Source organism: Streptomyces sp. NPDC003011 (genome assembly GCF_053591515.1).
This window is the reverse complement of sequence record NZ_JBSFTY010000062.1, coordinates 25,123-46,436: the sequence shown is the minus strand read 5'-3', so window position 1 is coordinate 46,436 and position 21,314 is coordinate 25,123. Positions and strand designations below refer to the sequence as shown.

Sequence of the window (21,314 nt, the reverse complement as noted above, 5' to 3'; positions counted from 1 at the left end):
GCGCCGGCGCGGGTGGCCGGGGACCGGGGTCTGTCGCGGACTCAGCTCCCCGGCCCCCGTCGGCGGTTCGGGGACGTGCACCGTCCGGACCTCTCCGGTGGCCGCGTGATCAGGACGGCACCACAGTGGCTGAGTGTCCGTCAGTGTCCCCAGGAGAGGGTCCCTCATCGTGCGTCTCCCGTCCCTGACACTGGCCGCGGCAGGCGTCGCGCTGCTCGCTCCCACGACGCTGCCCGCTCCCGCGGTCGAGCACCGGACCCTCGCCCACGGGGAGCCCGTGGCGCGGCGCGAGGGTGACGTCCGCGCCGCCGACCTGCTGGCCAAGGTGCGCGACTGCGCTCCCGTCTCCCGGGGCCGCTACCGCAGCGACGCCGGCCTGCCCGCCCGGATCCCGGTCTGCGGCACCCGGGACACCGTGTTCTGGAAGGCCGACCTGGACATCGACTGTGACGGACGGCCCGGCCGCCTGTGCAACCGCGACACCGACCCGCTGTTCTCCGACGCCACGGCCTATCAGCAGTCCGACGGCCGCCCGTTGAGCGCCGAACAGCTCCCGTACGTCGTCGTGCCCGCCCCGAGCCGCGTCTGGGACCACCGCGCGAGCGGCGTCCACGGCGGTTCGGTCGTCGCCGTCGTGCACCGCGACCGCGTGCAGTACGCGGTCGTCGGGGACGTCGGCCCGCACGACATCATCGGCGAGGCCTCCTACGCCACGGCCGAGGGCCTGGGCATCAGCGCCGACCCGCGCGGCGGCGGCACCGACTCCGGCGTCACCTACATCGTCTTCAAGGACACCCGGGTGGCACCCATCGAGGACCACGCGGGCGCCGCGATGATCGGGGAGCGCCTGGCGCGGCAGTTCGTACGCGGCCGGTGAGGCGGCGGGCCGGCGCGTGCCGGGATGCCGGCCGTTCGCCGCGGTGCGCCGGCCGGTGCCGTCAGACCGCCGACCAGCCGTCGTCGACCGGCAGGATCACGCCGTTGATGTTGCTCGCCGCGTCGGAGGCGAGGAACACGATGGCGGCGGCCTGCTCCTCGGGCTGGGCCACGCGGCCGAGGTTGACGAAGTGCGGGCCGATCGCCGCGGGGCCGTGCGCACCCTGCTCGACGTCCACGACGAGGGAGGTCGCCGTGCCGCCGGGGGCGATGGCGTTCGCCCGGATGCCCTGCTTGCGGTACATCACCGCGAGGTTCTTCGTCAGTCCCACCACGCCGTGCTTCGAGGCCGTGTACGCGGCGCCCGCCGCGCTGCCCCGCAGACCGGCCTCGGACGCGGTGCTCACGATCGCCCCCCTGCCCGCGGCCAGCATGTGCGGCAGCACCGCCCGGGTGAGCAGGAAGGGCGCGGTGAGGTTGACCCGGATGACCCGCTCCCACTCCGCGTCGCTCACGTCCGCCAGCGCGGACATACGGTCCATGATCCCGGCGTTGTTGACCAGGACGTCGATGCCGCCGAAGCGCTCCACGGCGGTCTCGACGACCCGGTCCACGACCGCCTGCCCGCTGAGGTCACCGGTGACGGCGACCGCGGTCCCGCCCGCCCGCTCGATCTCCTTGACGACCGCCTGAGCGCCTTCCTCGTCGAGGTCGGCCACCACGACGCGGTCACCCTGGGCGGCGAAGGCCAGGGCGGCGGCGCGCCCGATGCCCGAACCCGCCCCGGTGACGATGACAGCGCGTCCGTCGAGTGTGTCGGTCATGAGGTGTTCCCCTCCGTCTCTCCACGGGCGTCGTGCCCGGTGGCCCCTACCGTACCGACTTAATGTCTGCGAGTGACTAAAAGTCGTGGTGGAGAATTCCGGAGGAGTGGACACCACCAGCCGGAGGAGCCGATGACCGCCCCACGCGGACGCACGGGAAGACCGCCCCTCACCGAGGAGCGCAGGGCCGAGATCCGGCTGGACATCGCCCGGGCCGCGGTGGACCTGTTCGTCACCCAGGGCGTCACGGCGACCACCGGCGAACAGATCGCGCAGGCGGTCGGCGTCTCCGCCCGGACCGTGTGGCGGTACTTCCCGAGCAAGGAGAGCTGCGTACGGCCGCTCTTCTCGGCGGGCATCGACGTGACCGCCGCCTGTCTGCGCGCGTGGGTCCCGGGGCAGCCCCTGGAGCGGCTCTTCGACGAGGAGTTCGCCAAGGCGCACAGCTTCACCGGCGGCCCCGACCGCACCACCGTCCGGGCCCTGGTCCGGCTGACCCGCACCGAGCCGGGACTGCGCGCCGTGTGGCTCCAGACGTACGACGAGGCCGAACCGGCGTTCGCCCGCGCCCTCGCCGAACGGGCCGGGCTGCCCGCCGACGACCTGCGGCCGACGATCCGGGCGGCGATGTTCAACGCGGCTCTGCGCGCGGCCGTCGAGCACTACGCGTGGCGCGCGGCCGAGACGCCGGCCGACCCCGCGGCGGCGGAGGCCGAGCTGGGGGCGACCCTGCGCTCGGCGCTCGCCGTCGCGGCGGAAGGGCTCAGCTAGCGGCCTTCAGCGTTCAGTAACGGCCGTCAGGGCTCAGCTAGTGACCGTCAGGGGTCAGGTACCTGCCGTCAGGGTTCGGTTAGCGGCCGCCTCCAGGGGTGGTCTCACACCTTCCGGTACGTGTACGCCTCCTCGGCGGCCGCCGCCACCGCCGCGAGGTCGGCCCCGGTGGCCGCCGTGACGACCGCGGCCACCGCGCCCTCGACGAACGGGGCGTCCACCAGCCGCGTGCCGTCCGGGAGTTCGTCGCCCTCCGCGAGCAGGGCCTTCACGGTGAGCACCGAGCTGCCGAGGTCGCTGAGGACGGCGACTCCGGCACCCCGGTCGACGGCGGCGGCCGCGGCGGCGATCAGCTCCGCGCTGGTCCCCAGCCCGCCGCCCTCGGTGCCGCCCGCCGGGGCCACGGGCACCGCCGTGCCGCCGCCCGCGAGGCCCTTCGCCAGCTCGGCCACCGACGCGGCGACCTCCGCGCTGTGCGACACCAGCACGATCCCGACCAGCTTCTCGTCACTCACCGGACGCCTCCCCGGCTTCGGAGAGCGCCGCGATCAGCAGTGAGGCCGAGGTGGCGCCCGGATCCTGGTGTCCGACGCTGCGCTCCCCGAGATAGCTCGCCCTGCCCTTGCGGGCCTGCAACGGCGTGGTCGCCAGGGCGCCCTCCTCGGCGGCGGACCGCGCCGCGGCGAAGCCGTCGCCGAGCGCGTCGACGGCCGGCACCAGAGCGTCGATCATGGTCTTGTCGCCGGGTGCGGCGCCGCCGAGCGTCCTGACCGCGTCCACCCCGGCGCGCAGCGCCTCGGCGAACTGCTCCCCGTCGACCTCGCCGGCGTCCCCGAGGGCCTTGCCGGTGCGGCGCAGCAGCGTCCCGTACAGCGGCCCCGACGCGCCGCCGACGGTCGAGATGAGCGTGCGGCCGGCGAGCGTGAGGACCGCACCCGGGGTGCCGGGCGCCTCCTTCTCCAGCGTGGCGGTCACCGCGGTGAACCCGCGCTGCAGATTGCTGCCGTGGTCGGCGTCCCCGATGGCCGAGTCGAGGGAGGTGAGCCGTTCCGCCTCGCGGTCGACGGACGCGGCGGTCGCCGTCATCCAACGGCGGAAGAAGTCGGCGTCGAGCACTGGATCTCCTTGCGTGGTCGGTACCTGGTGATCGCTTGCCGTGGGTTCACATGCCCCAGCGCAGTCCCGGCGTCTTCACCGGGGCGTCCCACAGGCGCAGCAGCTCCTCGTCGATCTGGCACAGGGTGACCGAGGCGCCGGCCATGTCGAGGGAGGTGACGTAGTTGCCGACGAGGGTGCGGGCGACGGCGACGCCGCGCTCGGCGAGCACCCGCTGCACCTCGGCGTTGAAGCCGTACAGCTCCAGCAGCGGGGTCGCGCCCAGGCCGTTGACCAGGACCAGGACGGGATTGCGCGGAGTGATGTCGTCCAGGATCGCGCCGACCGAGAAGTCGGCGATCTCCCGCGAGGTCATCATCGCCCGCCGCTCCCGGCCCGGCTCGCCGTGGATGCCGATGCCCAGCTCCAGCTCGCCGGCCGGCAGGTCGAAGGTGGGGCTGCCCTTGGCGGGCGTGGTGCACGCGCTGAGCGCGACGCCGAAACTGCGGGAGTTCTCGTTGACCTGCCGGGCCACCGCCTCCACCCGTTCCAACGGCTGTCCCTCCTCCGCGGCGGCCCCGGCGATCTTCTCCACGAACAGGGTCGCGCCGGTGCCGCGCCGGCCCGCCGTGTACAGGCTGTCGGTGACCGCCACGTCGTCGTCGACCAGCACCCTGGCGACCTGGATGCCCTCGTCCTCGGCGAGCTCGGCCGCCATGTCGAAGTTGAGCACGTCGCCCGTGTAGTTCTTCACGATGAACAGCACCCCGGCCCCGCTGTCCACGGCCGCCGCCGCCCGCACCATCTGGTCCGGCACCGGCGACGTGAACACCTCGCCCGGGCAGGCCGCCGAGAGCATCCCGGGACCCACGAACCCGCCGTGCAGCGGCTCGTGCCCCGACCCGCCACCGGAGACCAGGCCGACCTTCCCGGCCAGGGGAGCGTCCCGCCGTACGATCACCCGGTTCTCCACGTCGACGGTCAACTCGGGATGGGCCGCCGCCACACCACGCAGCGCGTCGGCGACCACGGTCTCGGGGACGTTGATGAGCATCTTCATGGGTACCTCCTGGTGTGCCTGGCACATGGACCTCTGACCAGTGTGCTCGCTGGTCCGGCCGGATGCGGTCACTTCTCGATCTTGGGAGCCGTGGCGTGCGGGCGCCGACCGTGATGGCGTGCCGTCACAAGGGGCTCACCCGCTGGTCGGCATGGTCGGCATGGCCGGCTGCGAGGGTCCCCGAAGGCCGGGTCCTCGCTGGACGACGGGCGTTCACCGCGGCCCCGGCCCACGGCGGTGGCCGGCCGCGCGCTCCTTTCCGGCGTGGTGCGACGCGGTGCCGCCGTGGTCGGCCACGGCTGCCGGTCGTCGCCCGGCAGGGGGCCGGAAGACCGGCGTCACCAGCGCCACGGCCGCGGTCACCAGGAACGCGGCGCGCACACTGTGCTGCTCCGCCACCGCTCCGAGTGCGGCGGGGCCGATCAGGGTCCCGACGCCGAGCGCGAGGACCGTGGCGCTGAAGCCGGTCGACGGCTGTTCGGGGAAGACGCGGTAGCTCCACAGCGCGAGGAGCGACGACGTGGCCATGAAGGCCGGTCCGTACAGGACGGCCGACGCGGCGACCGCGGCCAGATCGCCGGGGGCCAGCCCCAGCAGAGCGATCGAGACGGCCAGCGCCGTGAACAGCACGGCCTGTCCGAGCCGCAGCCCCAGGCGCAGGAAGAAGGCGCCGGCGAACACACTGGTGATGCCGGCCACCCCCATCAGGGTCCAGAAGAGCGGTGCCACCGGGGAGCCGTCTCCCGCGGCGCGGGAGACGGCTTCCAGGGCGAAGGCCCAGTAGAAGGCTCCGACCACGCCGTAGACGAGGGCCGTGGAGTAGAGCGGCAGGGCGACCCGGCGTACGAACCAGCGCAGCGTGACGATCCGCTGGCCCTTGTCCCCGGCGCCCTCGTGACGTCCCGCGGGCAGGACCCGGGCGGCGTACCAGGCCACCACGAAGGCGACCAGGGCGAAGCCGAGCCACGCGTACCGCCAGGTCGCCCCCCGGGTGACCAGTGCGAGCGGTCCGGCCACGGCGACACCGAAGGCGGTGCCGCTCGGGACGAGGGCCATGACCCGTTCGCGGGTGCGGTCGGGCAGCAGTCGGTCGGCCGTGTCGGAGAACGGAGCCCAGGAGAAACCGGACGCCATACCGGCCACGACGAGTCCGGCCACGAGCGTCCAGGTGTCCCGGGCGAGAGCCACCGTCACCATGCCGATCCCCGCGGACAGCCCTGCCGCGACCACCATGGGGCGCGGGCCGAACCGCGAGACAAGCGCTCCCACCAGCAGGAGCGCCATCACGTACCCGCTGTAGGAGATGCTGCTGATCAGGCCGAGAGCCGAGGTGGAGAGCCCGAAGCGGTCGCGCAGCTCGGGGAGGAACAGCCCGTATCCGTACCGTGCGAAGCCGTAGGCCACGGCCTGGGCCGCCACCCCCACCCCACCCACCTGCCAAGCCAGGGATGACGCCCTTGACCCAGACCGTCCGGTCACGCGGCAACTCCTCATGGTGCGGGGTGCTCCGAGGACACCCGGTCGTCCGGCTCACGTTCTCGTACACCGGTGTCCACCACGGCACGGGCTACACCCCGGAGGGAGCGAGGGGGCGAGCGGCGTGCGGCGAGGAGCGGCGGACGCGGCGGCGGGATGGTCAGCGGTCGCGGGAGAGGGCCAGGAGTTCGGCGAACTGGCCGTCGGCGTCGGCGAGTTCGTCGTAGGTGCCCACTCGTGTGAGTGCCGTCGCCCGTCCCGGCCGGTTCGCCCGCGTGGCCTGATGGCATGTCAACCATCGGTCGGTGGGCGGGCAGGACGGGCAGGACGGAGCTGCCGCATCACCGCGGCCGATGGAACGGTTCCGGTTCCGGTTCTGCGGGGGTGTCAGTGAGGCGTGGGCCGGCGGTGGAACCAGTGCTGCTTGTGACGCGGGCGTTCGGCGGGATACGGGGAGTCTTCGTCCGCGCTGGTCCCCTGCCGCGTCCGCGTGTCGGCGGTGCCGCGTTCGTCGGTCGGCACACCGCGTTCCCGTCCGGCCGCGGCGGTCTCGCGCCGGGGCTGGGTGAACCCGCGGCGTGCCGGACGGCGACGAGCGGTGCGGCGTGCGCCGGCCAGGAGGAGGCTCAGCCCGAGCAGACCCGCCGCCCCCACGACCATGCCGCAGAGGAAGAGCGTGCCGGTGGAGCCGGTGACGTCGAAGCCGAAGACCGAGAATCCGCCGGTGAGCTCGTGGCCGCCGCCGTCATTGGACAGAACGCCGGCGGTGCCGACGACGACCGCGGCGACAAGGATGATGAGTCCGAGGATGATCATGACACGCTCCCGCGTTCCGCTTCCTGTTCCCACGGTAGAACCGTTCCGCCCGACGAGCCATCCGCGGAGGTTGCGCCTACTGTGAGATGGAGGTAAGTGCGAGAACGGAGGGCGTCATGATCGTCCTTGGGGTCATCCTGCTCATCATCGGTTTCCTGGCCGGCATCTCCATCCTGTGGACCATCGGGATCGTCCTGGTGGTCGTCGGGCTCATCCTGTGGATCCTGGGAGGGGTGGGGCACGCGGTCGGCGGCCGCCGGCACTACTGGTAGCCGGTCCGTCAGGCCTGTCGCCGGTCTTCGCCGCGACGGCTCGGCCCGACCTCGGCCCGACCTCGGGGCGTACGACGAGCCGTCACCCCGTGGGCGACCGGGTCAGTCCTTGACGCCGTACCGCAGACAGACCACGCCGTTTGTGAAGCGCCGCTCCTCCCACAGGTCGAGATCGAGGCGGACGCCCTCCGGGAAGAAACGGGTTGCCGCCGCCGACGATCACCGGACTCGCGCCCCCGTCTTCCCCTTCGGTGGTCGGCGCGACCGGTGCCCCGACCGGTCCGCCGCCCGCCCCGCTCGGGGTGGTCACCCGTGCCGACGACGTGCGTCCTATCGTTGAGGCGGGTGAGCGGCACGGTGTCCGGGACGACGCGTGCGTCGCGCGTGACGAGCGGCTGGAACAGGCCGTCGCGCGGGGTCACACCGACGAGGACACGGCCGCCGCCCGCTGCGCCGGCTCCCACGGAACGCCGCTTCCCGGCAGTCGCGCGTCCGCTCGCCCCCACGAGTTCGGAGGAATCCCACATGTCCAAGCCGCCGCTGCCCGACGAGGCCGTGGAACTGCTGCGCCGCCCCAACCCCTGTGTGATGGCCACCCTGAGGTCGGACGGCACGCCCGTCTCCGCCGCCACCTGGTACGTGTGGGACAACGGCCGCGTGCTGATCAGCCTGGACGAGGGCCGGGTGCGCCTGAAGCACCTGCGCCGCGACCCGCGGGTGACGCTCACCGTCCTCGACGGGGACGACTGGTACACGCACGTCACCCTCATCGGCCGCGCCGTCGAGCTGTACGCGGACGAGGGACTGGCCGACATCGACCGCATCTCCGCGCACTACACCGGCGGGCCCTACCCCGAGCGGGTGCGCGCCCGGGTCAGCGCGTGGATCGAGATCGACCGCTGGCACGGCTGGGGCGCCCACCGGGACAGCGACCAGGCGGCCACGTGACGCAGGCACGGTGACCACGGGGTGGTGACTGCGCCACCGCATGAGGAGGGCCCGGGCGGCAGCCCGGGCCCTCCTCATGCGTTCGGACGTTCGGAGTCTTCACGGCCCGGCGTGCCGATGTCCTGGCGTGCCGGTGCCGGTGCCGGTGCCGGAAGCCGTCAGGTGGTCCGGTCACCCTTCGGCTTGCCCGGCTGGTCGGGCGTGCCGTGCGGCGGCGGGCTGAAGGGCTGCGGGGAGGTCGCCGGCGAGACGGGCGAGCCGCCGTGACCCTCGCTCTGCTCGGGACGGAGCGCGCCGGGGTCGCCGGACGTCGGCTCGGCGCCCGCCTCCAGCTGCTTCAGCCGGGCCGTCAGCAGCTCGGTCACCGGCAGCCGGTCGGCGTGCGTCCGCTCGTACGCCAGCAGTTCCTCGACCTCCGGCGCGGTGAGCGACCGTACGCGACTCTCCAGGCCGCCGATCGGGAGATGGTCGTAGTCGGGCAACGGCAGTGTGGTGCGACCGGAGTCGGCCATGGATCTCACTTCCCTCGGTGCGACAGCCTGGTGGTGCTCGGTGCGGCGGTCTGGTCGTGCTGTGTGCCTGCTGTGCGACGGGCCTTCGGTGACGCGTACCGGTACAGGTACGCGTACGGGTACGGGTACGGGTGGGACGGCGCCTCAGCGACCGCCCGGGCCGCCACTGCCGAAGGAGCCGCTGCTGCCCCCGTCCCAGCGAGGCCGTTCCTTGGGCGCGCCGGTCTGGGTGCCGGCGTTGCCGTGTTCGTGCAACTCGTGCGGGGTGAGCCGGTGATCGCTCTGCGGCATCTCGTTCGGCTCCCGGTGCTCCTGTACCTCGCGGACCGGGCCGCCCTCCGGCGGACGCGGCTGCTCCGCGGGCGTCGGCCGGGGCGACTCACGCTTCTTGCCCCGCACGCCCAGGAAGAAGGCGCCGATCAGCACCGCCACGACCACCACACCCGCCACGATCAGGCCGCCGGCCCCGGCGCCGGTGCCTGCGGCGATGTTCATCCATGCGGTATTCATGGCAACGCGGGTACCCCCGGCACCGCAGGTCAACCGGCTCACCCGGGCGGACCGTCCGAAGGGCTGTCCCGCTCCCGGCACAACCCTTGGAAACACCGGGTTTGGCGCGGTGGGCGAAGGCTACCCGGCCGGTGTGACCACGACGACATCTCAGCAGGAGCTCTTCCAGTTCCTGGAGGACAGGTTCGCCTGCGCCCAGGCGTGCACCGAGTGTGCCCGGGCGTGCGCCCTGCGGGCGAGCCTTGTCGATCCGGACGGAACCGAGCAACAGGAACTCGTACGACGCAAGGGCATCATGTGCGCGGAGGTCTGCGACGCGACCTGCCGTGTGCTGTCCGAGCAGAACCGCCTCGACGAAGAAGGCATCCGCGTGCAGCTGGAGTGGTGCCGGTCGGTGTGCCTGGAGTCCGCGCACGTCTTCGACCAGTACCCGGGCGCCCAGGACAGCGCGAAGGCCTGCCGGGAGTGCGCCCAGGCGTGCTCCGACTTCATGGCCACGCTCGTCTGACGGCCGGGGCCCGCCGCGCCCCGGCCGAGGCCCGAGGACGCCTCGGCATTCCCAATTTCTGGAACGCGTTCTACGGTGTGCGCCGTCAGGACCGGCCTGGGAGCCTGGAGGCGCCGTGCATCTCGATCACACGCCCGAGCAACAGCGGCTGCGCACGGAACTGCGTGCCTACTTCGCCGAGTTGGTGCCGGACAACGCCCACGCCCGGTTCACCGACCGGGCCGCCCAGAAGCGCTTCTACCGTGCCACCATCCGCCGGCTGGGCCAGGACGGCCGGCTGGGCGTCGGCTGGCCGAAGGAGTACGGCGGCCAGGGCCTGACGGCGATGGAGCAGTTCATCTTCTTCGATGAGGCCGCCCAGGCCGGCGTCCCGCTGCCGCTGATGGCGCTGAACACCGTCGGCCCGACGATCATGCGGTACGGCACGGAGGAACAGAAGGCGTACTTCCTGCCCAGGATCCTCTCCGGCGAGATCGACTTCGCGATCGGCTACAGCGAACCCGACGCCGGCACCGACCTGGCGTCCCTGAAGACGCGTGCGGTACGCGACGGCGACGAGTACGTCGTCAACGGCCAGAAGATCTGGACCACCAACGGCGACACCGCCGACTGGGTCTGGCTGGCGGTCCGCACCGACCCGGACGCCCCGCCGCACAAGGGCATCACCATGCTCCTGATGCCGACCACCGACCCCGGCTACTCCTGCACCGTCATCCACACCCTCGCCTCGCACGACACCACGGCCAGTTACTACGAGAACGTCCGGGTGCCCGTCGCGCACCGGGTCGGCGAGGAGAACCGGGGCTGGCGGCTGATCACCAACCAGCTCAACCACGAACGCGTCACCCTCGCCGCCCACGGCACCATGGCCATCCGCGCCCTGCACGACGTGCAGCGCTGGGCCATGGAGACCACACTCGCCGACGGCCGTCGCGTCGTCGACCTCTCCTGGGTGCGCCGCCTGCTCGCCCGCACGCACACCCGGCTGGACGCGCTCAAGCTCCTCAACTGGCAGATGGTGAACGCCGTCGAGGACGGCACCCTCACCCCGCAGGACGCCTCCGCGGTCAAGGTGTACGGCTCCGAGGCCCGCCGGGACGCCTTCGCCTGGCTGATGGAGATCGTCGGCGCCGCGGGCGCGCTGAAGGAGGGCTCGGCGGGCGCGGTGCTCCACGGCGAACTGGAACGCGGCTACCGCTCCGCGGTGATCTTCACCTTCGGCGGCGGCAACAACGAGATCCAGCGGGAGATCATCTCGTGGATCGGACTGGGGATGCCGCGGGTACGGCGCTAGCACTGGCCGTGCCGCGAGTGCCCCGAGTGCCCTGAGCGCCCCGAGCATCGGGAGTGCCTGCCGGGGTGATGACAAGGACATCTCCACCAGGGGACGGGGAGAGGGCTCGACCGTTCCGTACGGCCGTGACATCGTGGCCGCACGGACGCAGGCGGAGGTGAACCGCGATGGGCGAGGCCGACCCGGGACTGTTCGGTCCTGACTCCGTGACCTGGCAACTGCACGCGGACCCCATGATGTGGGTCGCCGGTGTCCGGGCCCTCTACCTCCAGGCGCTGCACCCGCGCGCGGTGCGCGGTGTCATGCAGAACTCCGATTTCCGCAACGAGGCCTGGGCCAGGCTGATGCGGACCGCCGGCTTCGTCGGCACCACGACCTACGGCACCACCGAGGCCGCCGAGAAGGCGGGAGCCCGGGTTCGCGGGATCCACCGGAGGCTCGGTGCCACGGACCCAGGCACCGGCGAGCGCTACGGCGTCGACGAACCGGACCTGCTGCTGTGGGTGCACTGCGCCGAGATCGACTCCTATCTGCACGTCGCCCGCCGTTCCGGCTTCCCGCTCACCGACACGCAGGCCGACCGCTACATCGGCGAACACCGCGTCAGCGCCCGCCTGGTGGGGCTCGACCCGGATGCCGTACCGGCGAACCAGGCCGAGCTGGCCGCCTACTTCGAGAAGGTGCGGCCGGAACTCGCCGCCGCACAAGAGGCACGCGCGGTGGACGACTTCCTGCTCCGCCCGCCGGCGCATCCCCTCCTCGTCCCGGCGCGCGAGCTGCTGTGGCGGCGCGTGGCGCAGCTGGCGTACGCCGCCCTGCCGCCGTACGCCCACGAGCTGTACGGCAGACCGGCCCCGGAACCCGCCACCGTCACCCGCCGGTTGCGTGCCACGGGCACCGCGCTGCGCCGCGTTCCCGCACGTCTGCGCTGGCAACTGCCGCCCAAACACATCCTGCGCGCCATGGCCCGCCTCGGCCCGGACACCCGTCCGACCCCGTACAGACTCGGATGACCGCTCGCCATACTGGACAGGACAGGGGAGGGCGGGGCGCGGTGACGACGGGGGCGGTCGCAGGAGCATGGAGGACAGCAGACTGATCCAGGGCCGGTACCGGCTGCTCGACCTGATCGGGCGCGGCGGTATGGGCGAGGTGTGGCGGGCGCGCGACGAGTCGCTGGGCCGGCAGGTCGCCGTGAAGTGCCTCAAGCCGCTGGGCGGGCACCACGACCAGTCGTTCACCCGGGTCCTGCGGGAACGGTTCCGGCGCGAGGCCCGGGTGGCCGCCGCCCTCCAGCACCGCGGCGTGACCGTCGTCCACGACTTCGGCGAGGCCGACGGCGTGCTCTATCTGGTGATGGAACTCCTGGAGGGCCGCGACCTCAGCCAGCTCCTGGAGGACAACAAACAGCATCCGCTGCCGGTGCCCGACGTCGTCGAGATCGCCGACCAGGTCGCCGCCGCTCTCGCCTACACCCACCAGCAGGGCATCGTGCACCGTGACCTGAAGCCCGCGAACATCGTGCGGCTGACCGACGGCACCGTGAAGATCTGCGACTTCGGCATCGCCCGCCTCGGCCACGACATCGGCCCCACCTCCCGCCTCACCGGCACCGGCATCGCGATGGGCACCCCGCACTACATGTCGCCGGAGCAGATCAGCGGCACCGAGGTCGACCAGCGCAGCGACCTGTACTCGCTGGGCTGCGTGCTCTACGAGATCGCCACCGGCGCACCGCCTTTCGACCTCGACGACGCCTGGGCGATCCTCGTCGGCCACCGCGACACACCTCCCCGCCCGCCGCGCAGCCACCGCTCCGAGCTGCCGGAATACCTGGAGCAGGTCATCCTCGACCTGCTCGCCAAACGTCCCGGGCAACGACCGCACGACGCCCGCGAGCTGGGCCGCCGGATCAGCGCGGGCCGCGCCACACCGGTCTACGTGCCCACCGTGGTGAGCCCCCGGCCCACGCTGCTCCCGCCCACGCTGCTCCCGCCCGCGCCGGTGCCGTCCCGCGAGGCCCTCCTGCCGTCCTGGACCCGGGGCATGACCACCGGCCGCAAGGCCACCGGCGCCGGCCTCGGCGCACCTCACGACGCGGGAGCGGGCCTCACCGGCGAGTGGATCCCACGCCCGCTCGGCGGCCGGCCCGGGGAACCGGTCCCCGGGACACCGCCCGCCCCCTCCCCGGAGGCCGTCACCGCGCTGGCCGGACGGCACAACGCCGGACTCAGCCTGGGGCGGCTCGGGCGCTGGGCCGAGGCCGGCGAGGTGCACCGCGCGGTCGCCGCCGAACGCGAACACCTGCTCGGCCCCGACCACCCCGACACGCTCGCCAGCCGCTACGAGGTCGCCTTCGCCCACAGCCGCACCGGCCGCGCCGCCGACGCCCTGCGCGCGTACAAGCACGTCGCCCGCGCCCGGAGCATCGCCCTCGGCCCGGACCACCCCGACACCCTCGCCGCCCGCCAGGAAATGGCCTACGTACTGGGACAGCTGGGCCGTCACTTCGACGCCCACCAGGTGTACCACTCGGTGCTCGCGGCCCGGGAGCGCACCATGGGCGCCGACCACCCCGACACCCTGCGCTGCCGCCACAACCTCGCCTTCAACCTCAGCAGGCTCGGCCGCCTGGAGGACGCGTACCGCATGGCCCGCGAGGTGGCGGACGCGCGCAGCCGGGTGCTCGGCCCGCACCACCCCGACACCCTGGTCACCCGCTACGAGGTCGCCTACGCGCTCGGTCAGCTGGGCCGCTGGCCGGAGGCCCTGCGGACCTACCGGGACGTCGCCGAGGCCCGCGCCCAGGCCCTCGGCCCCGACCACGCCGACACCCTCGCCGCCCGCTACGAGGTCGGCATCAGCCTCGGCCGCCTCGGCCGCAGCACCGAGGCACTGCGGCTCTACCGCGACCTGATCGACGACCGCACCCGCGTCCACGGCCCCGCCCACCCCGAGACGCTGCGCGCCCGCCACGGCCTCGGCGTCAACCTCGGCCGCCTCGGCCGCTGGGAGGAGGCCCTGGCCGAATCGCGCGACGTGTGCGCGATCAGGGAGCGCGTTCTCGGCCCCGACCACCCGGACACCCTGGTCAGCCGCCGCGAGGTCGCCGTCGGCCTCGGCTGGCTCGGCCGCTGGAGCGACGCGCTGACCGAGTACCGCCGGGTGGCCGCCGCCCGCGAGCGCGTCCTGGGCGCCGGCCACCCCGACACCCTCGCCGGCCGCAACGACGAGGCCCACTGCCTGGAACAGCTCGGGCGGGGCGCGGAGGCCGCCGAGCTGTACCGCAGGGTGGCGGTGCTGCGGCAGCAGCGGGCGGCGGGCGGCCACTGAGCACCGCGCCGAGGCGGCGCTCCCGGGGCACTGACCCAGGTGCGGCCCACGTCTGGCCGACCTGGATCACCCCGTGTTACCAAGAACCATGCCTGCACACGAGGGACACCGGACGTACGACGCCGTCATCGTGGGCGGCGGCCACAACGGCCTCGTCGCCGCCGCCTACCTGGCCCGGGCCGGACGCTCCGTGCTGGTCCTGGAGCGGCTGGACCACACCGGCGGCGCCGCCGTCTCCACCCGTCCGTTCACCGGTGTGGACGCGCGGCTGTCACGCTACTCGTACCTGCTCAGCCTGTTGCCGAAGAAGATCGTGCGTGATCTCGGCCTGACCTTCCGGGTCCGCACCCGGACCGTCTCGTCGTACACCCCCGTGGAGCGCGACGGCCGGCCGACCGGCCTCCTGGTCGGCGGCGGCGAGCGGCGCACCCGGGAGGCGTTCGCCCGGCTCACCGGCGGGGAGCGCGAGTACGAGGCCTGGCAGCGGTTCTACGGCATGACCGGCCGCGTCGCCCAGCGGGTCTTCCCGACCCTCACCGAGCCGCTGCCCACCCGCGGGGAACTGCGCCGCCGCGTCGACGACGAGGACGCCTGGCGGGCCCTGTTCGAGGAACCGATCGGGGCGGCCGTCGAGGACCGCTTCAGCGACGACCTGGTGCGGGGCGTGGTCCTCACCGACGCCCTCATCGGGACGTTCGCCGACGCCCACGACCCCACGCTGCGGCAGAACCGCTGCTTCCTCTACCACGTCATCGGCGGTGGCACCGGCGCCTGGGACGTGCCCGTCGGCGGCATGGGCGCCCTCACCGACGCCCTGGCCGCGGCGGCGCGCGCGGCGGGCGCCGTCCTGGCCACCGGGCACGAGGCCGTGCGGATCGACACCGACGGACGCACCGCCGAGGTCACCTACCGGACGGCCGGCAGCGAGGGGGTCGCCGCCGCCCGCCACGTCCTCGTGAACGCCTCCCCGCAGGACCTGGCCACGCTCACCGGCGACCGGCCGCCGGACCCCGCCGAGGGCGCCCAGCTCAAGGTGAACATGCTCCTCAAGCGGCTGCCGAGGCTCCGTGACGACGCGGTCGACCCCCGCGAGGCGTTCTCCGGCACCTTCCACATCGCCGAGGGCTACGAGCAGCTCGCCACCGCCCACGCCCAGGCCGCGTCCGGTGAACTGCCCCTGGCCCCGCCCTCGGAGATCTACTGCCACTCGCTCACCGACCCGACGATCCTCGGCCCGGACCTCGTCGAACAGGGCTACCAGACGCTGACGTTGTTCGGCCTGCACACCCCCGCCCGGCTCTTCGAGCGGGACCACGACGCCGTACGGGACGAACTCCTGAAGTCGACCCTCGCCCAGCTGGACGCCCACCTCGCCGAGCCGCTCACCGACTGCCTGGCGACCGACGCGGACGGACGGCCCTGCATCGAGGCGAAGACGCCCCTCGACCTGGAACGGGAGCTCCGCCTCCCCGGCGGCAACATCTTCCACCGGGAACTCGCCTGGCCGTACGCCCAGGAGCACACCGGCCGCTGGGGCGTGGAGACGGGGCACGCGAACGTGCTGCTGTGCGGAGCGGGGGCCGTGCGCGGGGGCGGCGTCAGCGGGGTGCCGGGGCACAACGCGGCGATGGCCGTCCTGGAGGGGCTGCGGGACTGACGGGACCGGCAGGCGTCCGGCACCGGACGCCCCCGGGGAGTCGATCCGCGCGGCCGGGCACGGCGGCGGGCCGGGTGCCGGCGTCGACCGGACGGCCGTGCGCGTCGGACACACCCGTCCCACCGCGCTCCCGTCCCACCGCGCTCCCGGGCCCGCCGCCGCTCCCGTCCCGCCGGCCGAGGGGGGCACCGCGGCTGACGGCCGGTCGTGTGGATCCGGCGGACGGACGTGCCCGGTGTCCGGCTGAGCGGACGGACGTGCCGGTGTCCGGCTGAGCGGACGGACGGGCCGGTGTCCGGCGGTGCCGTCAGTCGGCGGACGCCGTCCAGCCCGCCGCCTCGATCCGCGCCGAGTCGGCCGGGCGCGCCTCGTCGAAGAGGACACCGTCCGCCGCCTCGATACGCAGCCCGTCGACGTAGACACCGCGGCCGACGTACAGCCGGTCGGTCGCGTACCGCCAGCGCAGGCTCAGCCGCCTCGCGGCCGGCAGATCGGCTGCGAGGCGGTGCCAGACCCGCCCCGAGAAGCCGGTGACCGTGCCCGCCGGATGCTGTCGCGGCGGACTACCGGCCCGCCTCGTGGTGAACGGGAGCGGCTGCCAGTTCGCGCCTCCGTCCGCCGAGGACTCCAGGACGAGTACGTCGGCCTGCTCGGTGTCCCACCACAGGGCGCAGCGCAGCCGCGCGTCGCCCGGGGAGGTGTCGAGGGCGGGAAGGGTGAGGGTGGCGGCCGTGGCGGTCGCCATGCCCGAGAACCACGCGGTACGTCCGTGGCGGGGGCGTACCGCGACGGCGCGCGCCATGGCGTTCGCGGTGGCCACCCGGGGAGCGGAACCGGACCGCCATGTGCGCACCGGATGCACGGAGTTGCCCAGCACGATCAGGAACGAGTCGGTCGTCGGGTCCAGGACCAGCGAGGTGCCGGTGAAGCCGGTGTGGCCGGCCGTGCGCGGGGTGGCCATCGCGCCCATGTACCAGTGCTGGTGGAGCTCGAAGCCGAGGCCGTGCTCGTCGCCGGGGAAGGCGGTGTTGAAGTCGGTGAACATCAGGTCCACCGACTCCGGCCGCAGGACGCGGGCCCGGCCGTAGACCCCGCCGTTGAGCAGCGTCCGGCCGAGGACGGCCAGGTCCCAGGCGTCGGAGAAGACGCCCGCGTGGCCCGCGACCCCGCCGAGGCTGTGGGCGTTCTCGTCGTGCACCTCGCCCCACACCAGCCCTCGGTCCAGGCCGGACCAGGGCTTGCGCGCGTCCTCCGTGGCGGCGATCCCCGGTTTCCAGGACGCGGGCGGGTTGTACCGGGTGCGGCGCAGCCCGAGCGGGCCGGTGACCTCGTCGCGCAGCAGGGTGTCCAGGGCGCGGCCGGTGATGCTCTCCAGCACCAGCTGGAGCGAGATCAGGTTGAGGTCCGAGTAGAGGTACGTGGAACCCGGCGGGTTGAGCGGGGCCTCGTTCCAGACGAGCCGCAGCTTCTCCTCGTACGTCGGCGCGCTGTACAGCGGGATCCAGGCCCGGAAACCCGAGGTGTGGGTGAGGAGCTGACGGATCGTGATGTCCTGCTTGCCCGCCCCGCCGAAGTCCGGGAGGTACCCGGCGACCTTCCCCTCCAGCTCCAGCGCGCCCCGTTCGATCTGCTGCACGGCGAGGATCGAGGTGAACAGCTTCGACACCGAGGCGAGATCGAAGACGGTGTCCCCGGCCATGGAGATCTGCCGGGCGGCCGGGAACTCGACGCCCGTGTCGGTCTTCTCGTCGTACGCCCGGTAGCGCACCGCCATGCCGATCGGCTGGTGCAGCGCCACGGTGCCGCCCCGCCCGGCGAGCAGCACGGCTCCCGCGTACCAGGGGCGTCTGGGGGAGGGGCCGAGGAACGCCTCGGCGTCGGTGACGAGTCGGCGCAGGTGGGCGGGGAGCAGGCCGGCGCGTTCCGGGGAGCCGTGGCGCAGCGTGGGGTGCGCGGACCGGGCGGACCGCGTGGAGCGCGCGGCGGCCGCCGGTCCGGCCGGAAAGGGAGCGAGGGCCAGCGCACCGCCCAGGGCCATTGCTCTTCGCCCCAGTTGGCGCCGGCTCGGCCCGCGTCGTCCGTCCGCGTCCGTGCCCGCCGCGTCGTCGGTCATGGGTGAACCTCCCGCTGTCTGAAAGTATCTTTCGGGATCACCTTGCGCTGTGGAACTTTCGTGTCAGGCGTGCGGCGTGTCAACGGGGTGCGCGAGGGACCGGGAAATCCGGCGAGAATCTGACGGGGCATCAGAAAACCTCTTCCGTCGTCCGGAGGACTGCGGCATCCTGCGCCCATGCAGACGGAGTTGAGCAGGACACTGGGAGTCGAGCACGCCGTCTTCGGCTTCACGCCGTTCCCCGCCGTCGCCGCGGCCATCAGCCGGGCCGGCGGCTTCGGCGTGCTCGGCGCGGTCCGCTACACCGACCCCGACGACCTCAGGCGCGACCTCGACTGGATCGAGGCGCACGTCGACGGCACGCCCTACGGCCTCGACGTCGTCATGCCCGCGAAGAAGGTGGAAGGGGTCACCGAGGCCGACATCGAGGCGATGATCCCCGAAGGCCACCGGCAGTTCGTCCAGGACACCCTCGCCAAGCACGGCGTGCCCGGACTCGCCGAGGGCGAGGCCTCCGGCTGGCGCATCACCGGGTGGATGGAGCAGGTCGCCCGCAGCCAGCTCGACGTCGCCTTCGACTACCCGATCCGGCTGCTCGCGAACGCCCTCGGCTCCCCGCCCGCCGACGTGGTGGCCCGCGCCCACGACCGGGGCCTGCTCGTCGCCGCGCTCGCGGGCAGCGCCCGGCACGCCCGCAAGCACCAGGAGGCGGGCATCGACATCGTGGTCGCCCAGGGTTACGAGGCCGGCGGCCACACCGGCGAGATCGCCTCCATGGTGCTCACGCCCGAGGTCGTCGAGGCCGTCGACCCGCTGCCCGTGCTGGCCGCCGGCGGCATCGGCAGCGGGCAGCAGGTCGCGGCGGCCTTCGCGCTCGGTGCCCAGGGTGTGTGGCTGGGCTCCCTGTGGCTGACCACCACGGAGGCCGACCTCCACTCCGCCGCCCTCACCCGCAAACTGCTCGCCGCGGGCTCCGGCGACACCGTCCGCTCCCGTGCCCTCACCGGAAAGCCCGCCCGCCAGCTGCGCACCGAGTGGACCGACGCCTGGGACGACCCCGACGGGCCCGGCACCCTGCCCATGCCGTTGCAGGGGCTGCTGGTCGCCGAGGCCGTCTCACGCATCCAGGCGTACGAGGTCGAGCCGCTGCTGGGCACACCCGTCGGCCAGATCGTCGGACGGATGACCCGCGAACGCAGCGTCCAGGCCGTCTTCGACGACCTCACCAGCGGCTTCGAGCGAGCCGTCGACCGTGTCAACCGCGTCGCCGGAAGGAGCGGTCAGTGACGAGCACACCCCCCGTGGGCTTCTGGGCCCAGGCCGCTCAAGAGCCCGGCCGCGTGGCCCTGGTCGCCCCCGACGGCACCGAGTGGAGCGCCGGACGCCTGCACGCCGCCGCCAACCGCCTCGTCCACGGCCTGCGCGCGGCCGGACTGGAACGGGGCGACGCCTTCGCGGTCGTGCTGCCCAACGGCCCGGAGTTCTTCGCCGCCCACCTCGCCGCCAGTCAGGCCGGCTTCTATCTCGTCCCCGTCAACCACCACCTCGTCGGCCCCGAGATCGCCTGGATCGTCTCCGACTCCGGCGCCAAGGTGCTCCTCGCCCACGAACGCTTCGCCGGCCCCGCCCGCCACGCCGCCGACGAGGCCGGCCTGCCCGCCACCCACCGGTACGCGGTCGGCACGGTCGAGGGCTTCCGGCCGTACGCCGAACTCCTCGAAGGGCAACCGGAGTCGGCGCCCGCCGGCCGCACCCTCGGCTGGGTCATGAACTACACCTCGGGCACCACCGGACGCCCGCGCGGCATCCGCCGCCCGCTGCCCGGCAAGCCGCCCGAGGAGGCGTACCTCGGCGGTTTCCTCGGCATCTTCGGCATCCGCCCGTTCGACGGCAACGTGCACCTCGTCTGCTCGCCGCTCTACCACACCGCCGTCCTCCAGTTCGCGGGCGCGTCCCTGCACATCGGCCACCGGCTGGTGCTGATGGACAAGTGGACGCCCGAGGAGATGCTCCGCCTCATCGACACCCACCGGTGCACGCACACCCACATGGTCCCGACCCAGTTCCACCGCCTGCTGGCGCTGCCGGAGCACATCAGGGCGCGCTACGACGTCTCCTCCATGCGCCACGCCATCCACGGCGCCGCCCCCTGTCCCGACCACGTCAAACGGGCCATGATCGACTGGTGGGGCCACTGTGTGGAGGAGTACTACGCGGCCAGCGAGGGCGGCGGGGCCTTCGCGACCGCCGAGGACTGGCTGAAGAAGCCCGGCACGGTCGGCAAGGCCTGGCCGATCAGCGAACTCGCGATCTTCGACGACGACGGCAACCGGCTCCCGCCCGGTGAACTCGGCACCGTGTACCTCAAGATGAACACCGGCGGCTTCTCGTACCACAAGGACGAGGCCAAGACGCGCAAGAACCGCATCGGCGACTTCTTCACCGTCGGCGACCTCGGCCACCTGGACGAGGACGGCTACCTCTTCCTGCGCGACCGCAAGATCGACATGATCATCTCGGGCGGGGTCAACATCTACCCCGCCGAGATCGAGTCCGCCCTGCTCGCGCACCCCGCGGTCGCCGACGCCGCCGCCTTCGGCATCCCGCACGACGACTGGGGCGAGGAGGTCAAGGCCGTCGTCGAACCGGCGCCCGGCCATGAGCCCGGTCCCGCCCTCGCCGCCGCGCTCCTCGACCACTGCGCCGAGCGGCTCGCCGGGTACAAGCGGCCCAAGAGCGTCGACTTCGTCGCCGAGATGCCCCGCGACCCCAACGGCAAGCTGTACAAGCGGCGGCTGCGGGACCCGTACTGGGAGGGCCGCACCCGGCTCGTGTGACCGCGGCACTCCACGCACGGTCACGCGGCGGACCCCCGCCCGCCCTGATGCCGAAGCGCCCCGGGAGGACCAGCAACCCGGGGCGCTTCGGCATCAGGAGCCCCCTGCGCCTCCTCGTCCCGGACACCACCGAAGCCATCGGCCGGCTGCTCGTCCCGCTGCTCACCCCGGTCGGACAGGAGGCCGTCGTCCTGTCCCGCGCCCCGGACCCGGAGGTGTCGCCGCCGACGCCCTGGACCGCATCGCCCCGTGCCGGGCGGCCCGTTCAGGAACGAACCGCGCGGCGCGGACAACGCGCGCCGCCCGCACCCGAACTGGCGTCCTGGTCACACCGGGTGGCGCGGCGGGTGCGCGGCGGAGTTGACTGGGGACCACCGCGCGTGGAACGCGCCCACCGCACACCTCAGACCGC

At 73.3% G+C, this 21,314-nt stretch carries 21 protein-coding genes; 11 read left to right on the top strand and 10 right to left on the bottom strand.

Annotated features, from left to right (window positions below; all coding sequences use genetic code 11):
* Positions 1-169 precede the first annotated feature (169 nt).
* Positions 170-877, top strand: a complete 708-nt coding sequence (locus tag ACWD0J_RS28515) for a glycoside hydrolase family 75 protein (RefSeq protein WP_451498712.1) — start codon at positions 170-172, stop codon at positions 875-877.
* Between the two features lie 61 nt (positions 878-938).
* On the opposite strand, the gene ACWD0J_RS28510 is transcribed toward ACWD0J_RS28515, so the two are convergent.
* Positions 939-1,700 (bottom strand): SDR family NAD(P)-dependent oxidoreductase, encoded by a 762-nt coding sequence (locus ACWD0J_RS28510; protein WP_451498711.1) that lies wholly within the window; start codon positions 1,698-1,700, stop codon positions 939-941.
* Positions 1,701-1,832: 132 nt separating this feature from the next.
* Here ACWD0J_RS28510 and ACWD0J_RS28505 point away from each other — a divergent pair, with 132 nt between their 5' ends.
* On the top strand, positions 1,833-2,471 hold the full coding sequence (locus ACWD0J_RS28505; protein WP_451498710.1) for a TetR/AcrR family transcriptional regulator: 639 nt from the start codon (positions 1,833-1,835) through the stop codon (positions 2,469-2,471).
* Between the two features lie 104 nt (positions 2,472-2,575).
* Here ACWD0J_RS28505 and ACWD0J_RS28500 read toward each other — a convergent pair whose 3' ends face one another.
* From ACWD0J_RS28500 to ACWD0J_RS28475, 6 genes are all read right to left on the bottom strand, one after another.
* The gene (locus tag ACWD0J_RS28500) at positions 2,576-2,986 is read right to left on the bottom strand and encodes a PTS-dependent dihydroxyacetone kinase phosphotransferase subunit DhaM (RefSeq protein ID WP_451498709.1); all 411 of its coding nucleotides are present in this window, start codon (positions 2,984-2,986) and stop codon (positions 2,576-2,578) included.
* On the bottom strand, positions 2,979-3,587 hold the full coding sequence (gene dhaL / locus ACWD0J_RS28495; protein WP_451498708.1) for a dihydroxyacetone kinase subunit DhaL: 609 nt from the start codon (positions 3,585-3,587) through the stop codon (positions 2,979-2,981). The genes ACWD0J_RS28500 and dhaL overlap by 8 nt, the downstream gene beginning before the upstream one ends.
* Positions 3,588-3,633: 46 nt before the next feature.
* Entirely contained in the window at positions 3,634-4,626 is a 993-nt protein-coding gene (gene dhaK, locus ACWD0J_RS28490) for a dihydroxyacetone kinase subunit DhaK (RefSeq protein ID WP_451498707.1), read from the bottom strand.
* A 213-nt stretch (positions 4,627-4,839) separates the two neighbouring features.
* Positions 4,840-6,051, bottom strand: coding sequence for a YbfB/YjiJ family MFS transporter (locus ACWD0J_RS28485; protein WP_451498706.1), 1,212 nt, complete (start codon positions 6,049-6,051; stop codon positions 4,840-4,842).
* 211 nt (positions 6,052-6,262) lie between these two features.
* Complete coding sequence (locus tag ACWD0J_RS28480; RefSeq protein ID WP_451498705.1) at positions 6,263-6,397, bottom strand: hypothetical protein; 135 nt, start codon at positions 6,395-6,397, stop codon at positions 6,263-6,265.
* 92 nt (positions 6,398-6,489) lie between these two features.
* Positions 6,490-6,918 carry a hypothetical protein gene (locus tag ACWD0J_RS28475; RefSeq protein ID WP_451498704.1) on the bottom strand — a complete coding sequence of 143 codons (429 nt, stop codon included), beginning with the start codon at positions 6,916-6,918 and terminating at the stop codon, positions 6,490-6,492.
* 116 nt (positions 6,919-7,034) lie between these two features.
* On the opposite strand from ACWD0J_RS28475, the gene ACWD0J_RS28470 reads away from it, so the two are divergent.
* Both ACWD0J_RS28470 and ACWD0J_RS28465 read left to right on the top strand, forming a co-directional pair.
* Entirely contained in the window at positions 7,035-7,190 is a 156-nt protein-coding gene (locus ACWD0J_RS28470) for a DUF6131 family protein (RefSeq protein WP_451498703.1), read from the top strand.
* Between the two features lie 525 nt (positions 7,191-7,715).
* Positions 7,716-8,138, top strand: a complete 423-nt coding sequence (locus ACWD0J_RS28465) for a PPOX class F420-dependent oxidoreductase (RefSeq protein ID WP_451498702.1) — start codon at positions 7,716-7,718, stop codon at positions 8,136-8,138.
* A 158-nt stretch (positions 8,139-8,296) separates the two neighbouring features.
* Here ACWD0J_RS28465 and ACWD0J_RS28460 read toward each other — a convergent pair whose 3' ends face one another.
* Positions 8,297-8,650, bottom strand: coding sequence for a hypothetical protein (locus ACWD0J_RS28460; RefSeq protein WP_451498701.1), 354 nt, complete (start codon positions 8,648-8,650; stop codon positions 8,297-8,299).
* 144 nt (positions 8,651-8,794) lie between these two features.
* A complete protein-coding gene (locus ACWD0J_RS28455; protein ID WP_451498700.1) occupies positions 8,795-9,160 on the bottom strand; it encodes a DUF6479 family protein in 366 nt (121 codons plus the stop codon).
* Between the two features lie 133 nt (positions 9,161-9,293).
* Between ACWD0J_RS28455 and ACWD0J_RS28450 the strand changes: the two genes are divergently transcribed.
* From ACWD0J_RS28450 to ACWD0J_RS28430, 5 genes are all read left to right on the top strand, one after another.
* The gene (locus ACWD0J_RS28450; protein ID WP_451498699.1) at positions 9,294-9,668 is read left to right on the top strand and encodes a four-helix bundle copper-binding protein; all 375 of its coding nucleotides are present in this window, start codon (positions 9,294-9,296) and stop codon (positions 9,666-9,668) included.
* Between the two features lie 115 nt (positions 9,669-9,783).
* Complete coding sequence (locus ACWD0J_RS28445) at positions 9,784-10,962, top strand: acyl-CoA dehydrogenase family protein (RefSeq protein WP_451498698.1); 1,179 nt, start codon at positions 9,784-9,786, stop codon at positions 10,960-10,962.
* Positions 10,963-11,129: 167 nt separating this feature from the next.
* Positions 11,130-11,975, top strand: a complete 846-nt coding sequence (locus ACWD0J_RS28440) for an oxygenase MpaB family protein (RefSeq protein ID WP_451498697.1) — start codon at positions 11,130-11,132, stop codon at positions 11,973-11,975.
* 67 nt (positions 11,976-12,042) lie between these two features.
* Positions 12,043-14,295, top strand: a complete 2,253-nt coding sequence (locus ACWD0J_RS28435) for a tetratricopeptide repeat protein (protein WP_451498696.1) — start codon at positions 12,043-12,045, stop codon at positions 14,293-14,295.
* Between the two features lie 88 nt (positions 14,296-14,383).
* Positions 14,384-15,952, top strand: coding sequence for a phytoene desaturase family protein (locus tag ACWD0J_RS28430; protein ID WP_451498695.1), 1,569 nt, complete (start codon positions 14,384-14,386; stop codon positions 15,950-15,952).
* A gap of 307 nt (positions 15,953-16,259) precedes the next feature.
* On the opposite strand, the gene ACWD0J_RS28425 is transcribed toward ACWD0J_RS28430, so the two are convergent.
* Positions 16,260-18,065: a serine hydrolase gene (locus ACWD0J_RS28425; protein ID WP_451498694.1), complete on the bottom strand. Its 1,806-nt coding sequence runs from the start codon at positions 18,063-18,065 to the stop codon at positions 16,260-16,262.
* A gap of 177 nt (positions 18,066-18,242) precedes the next feature.
* On the opposite strand from ACWD0J_RS28425, the gene ACWD0J_RS28420 reads away from it, so the two are divergent.
* Together ACWD0J_RS28420 and ACWD0J_RS28415 are read left to right on the top strand one after the other, a co-directional pair.
* Complete coding sequence (locus tag ACWD0J_RS28420; protein WP_451498693.1) at positions 18,243-19,352, top strand: NAD(P)H-dependent flavin oxidoreductase; 1,110 nt, start codon at positions 18,243-18,245, stop codon at positions 19,350-19,352.
* Complete coding sequence (locus ACWD0J_RS28415; protein WP_451498692.1) at positions 19,349-20,902, top strand: acyl-CoA synthetase; 1,554 nt, start codon at positions 19,349-19,351, stop codon at positions 20,900-20,902. Before ACWD0J_RS28420 ends, ACWD0J_RS28415 begins: the two co-directional genes overlap by 4 nt.
* The last annotated feature ends 412 nt before the right edge of the window (positions 20,903-21,314 follow it).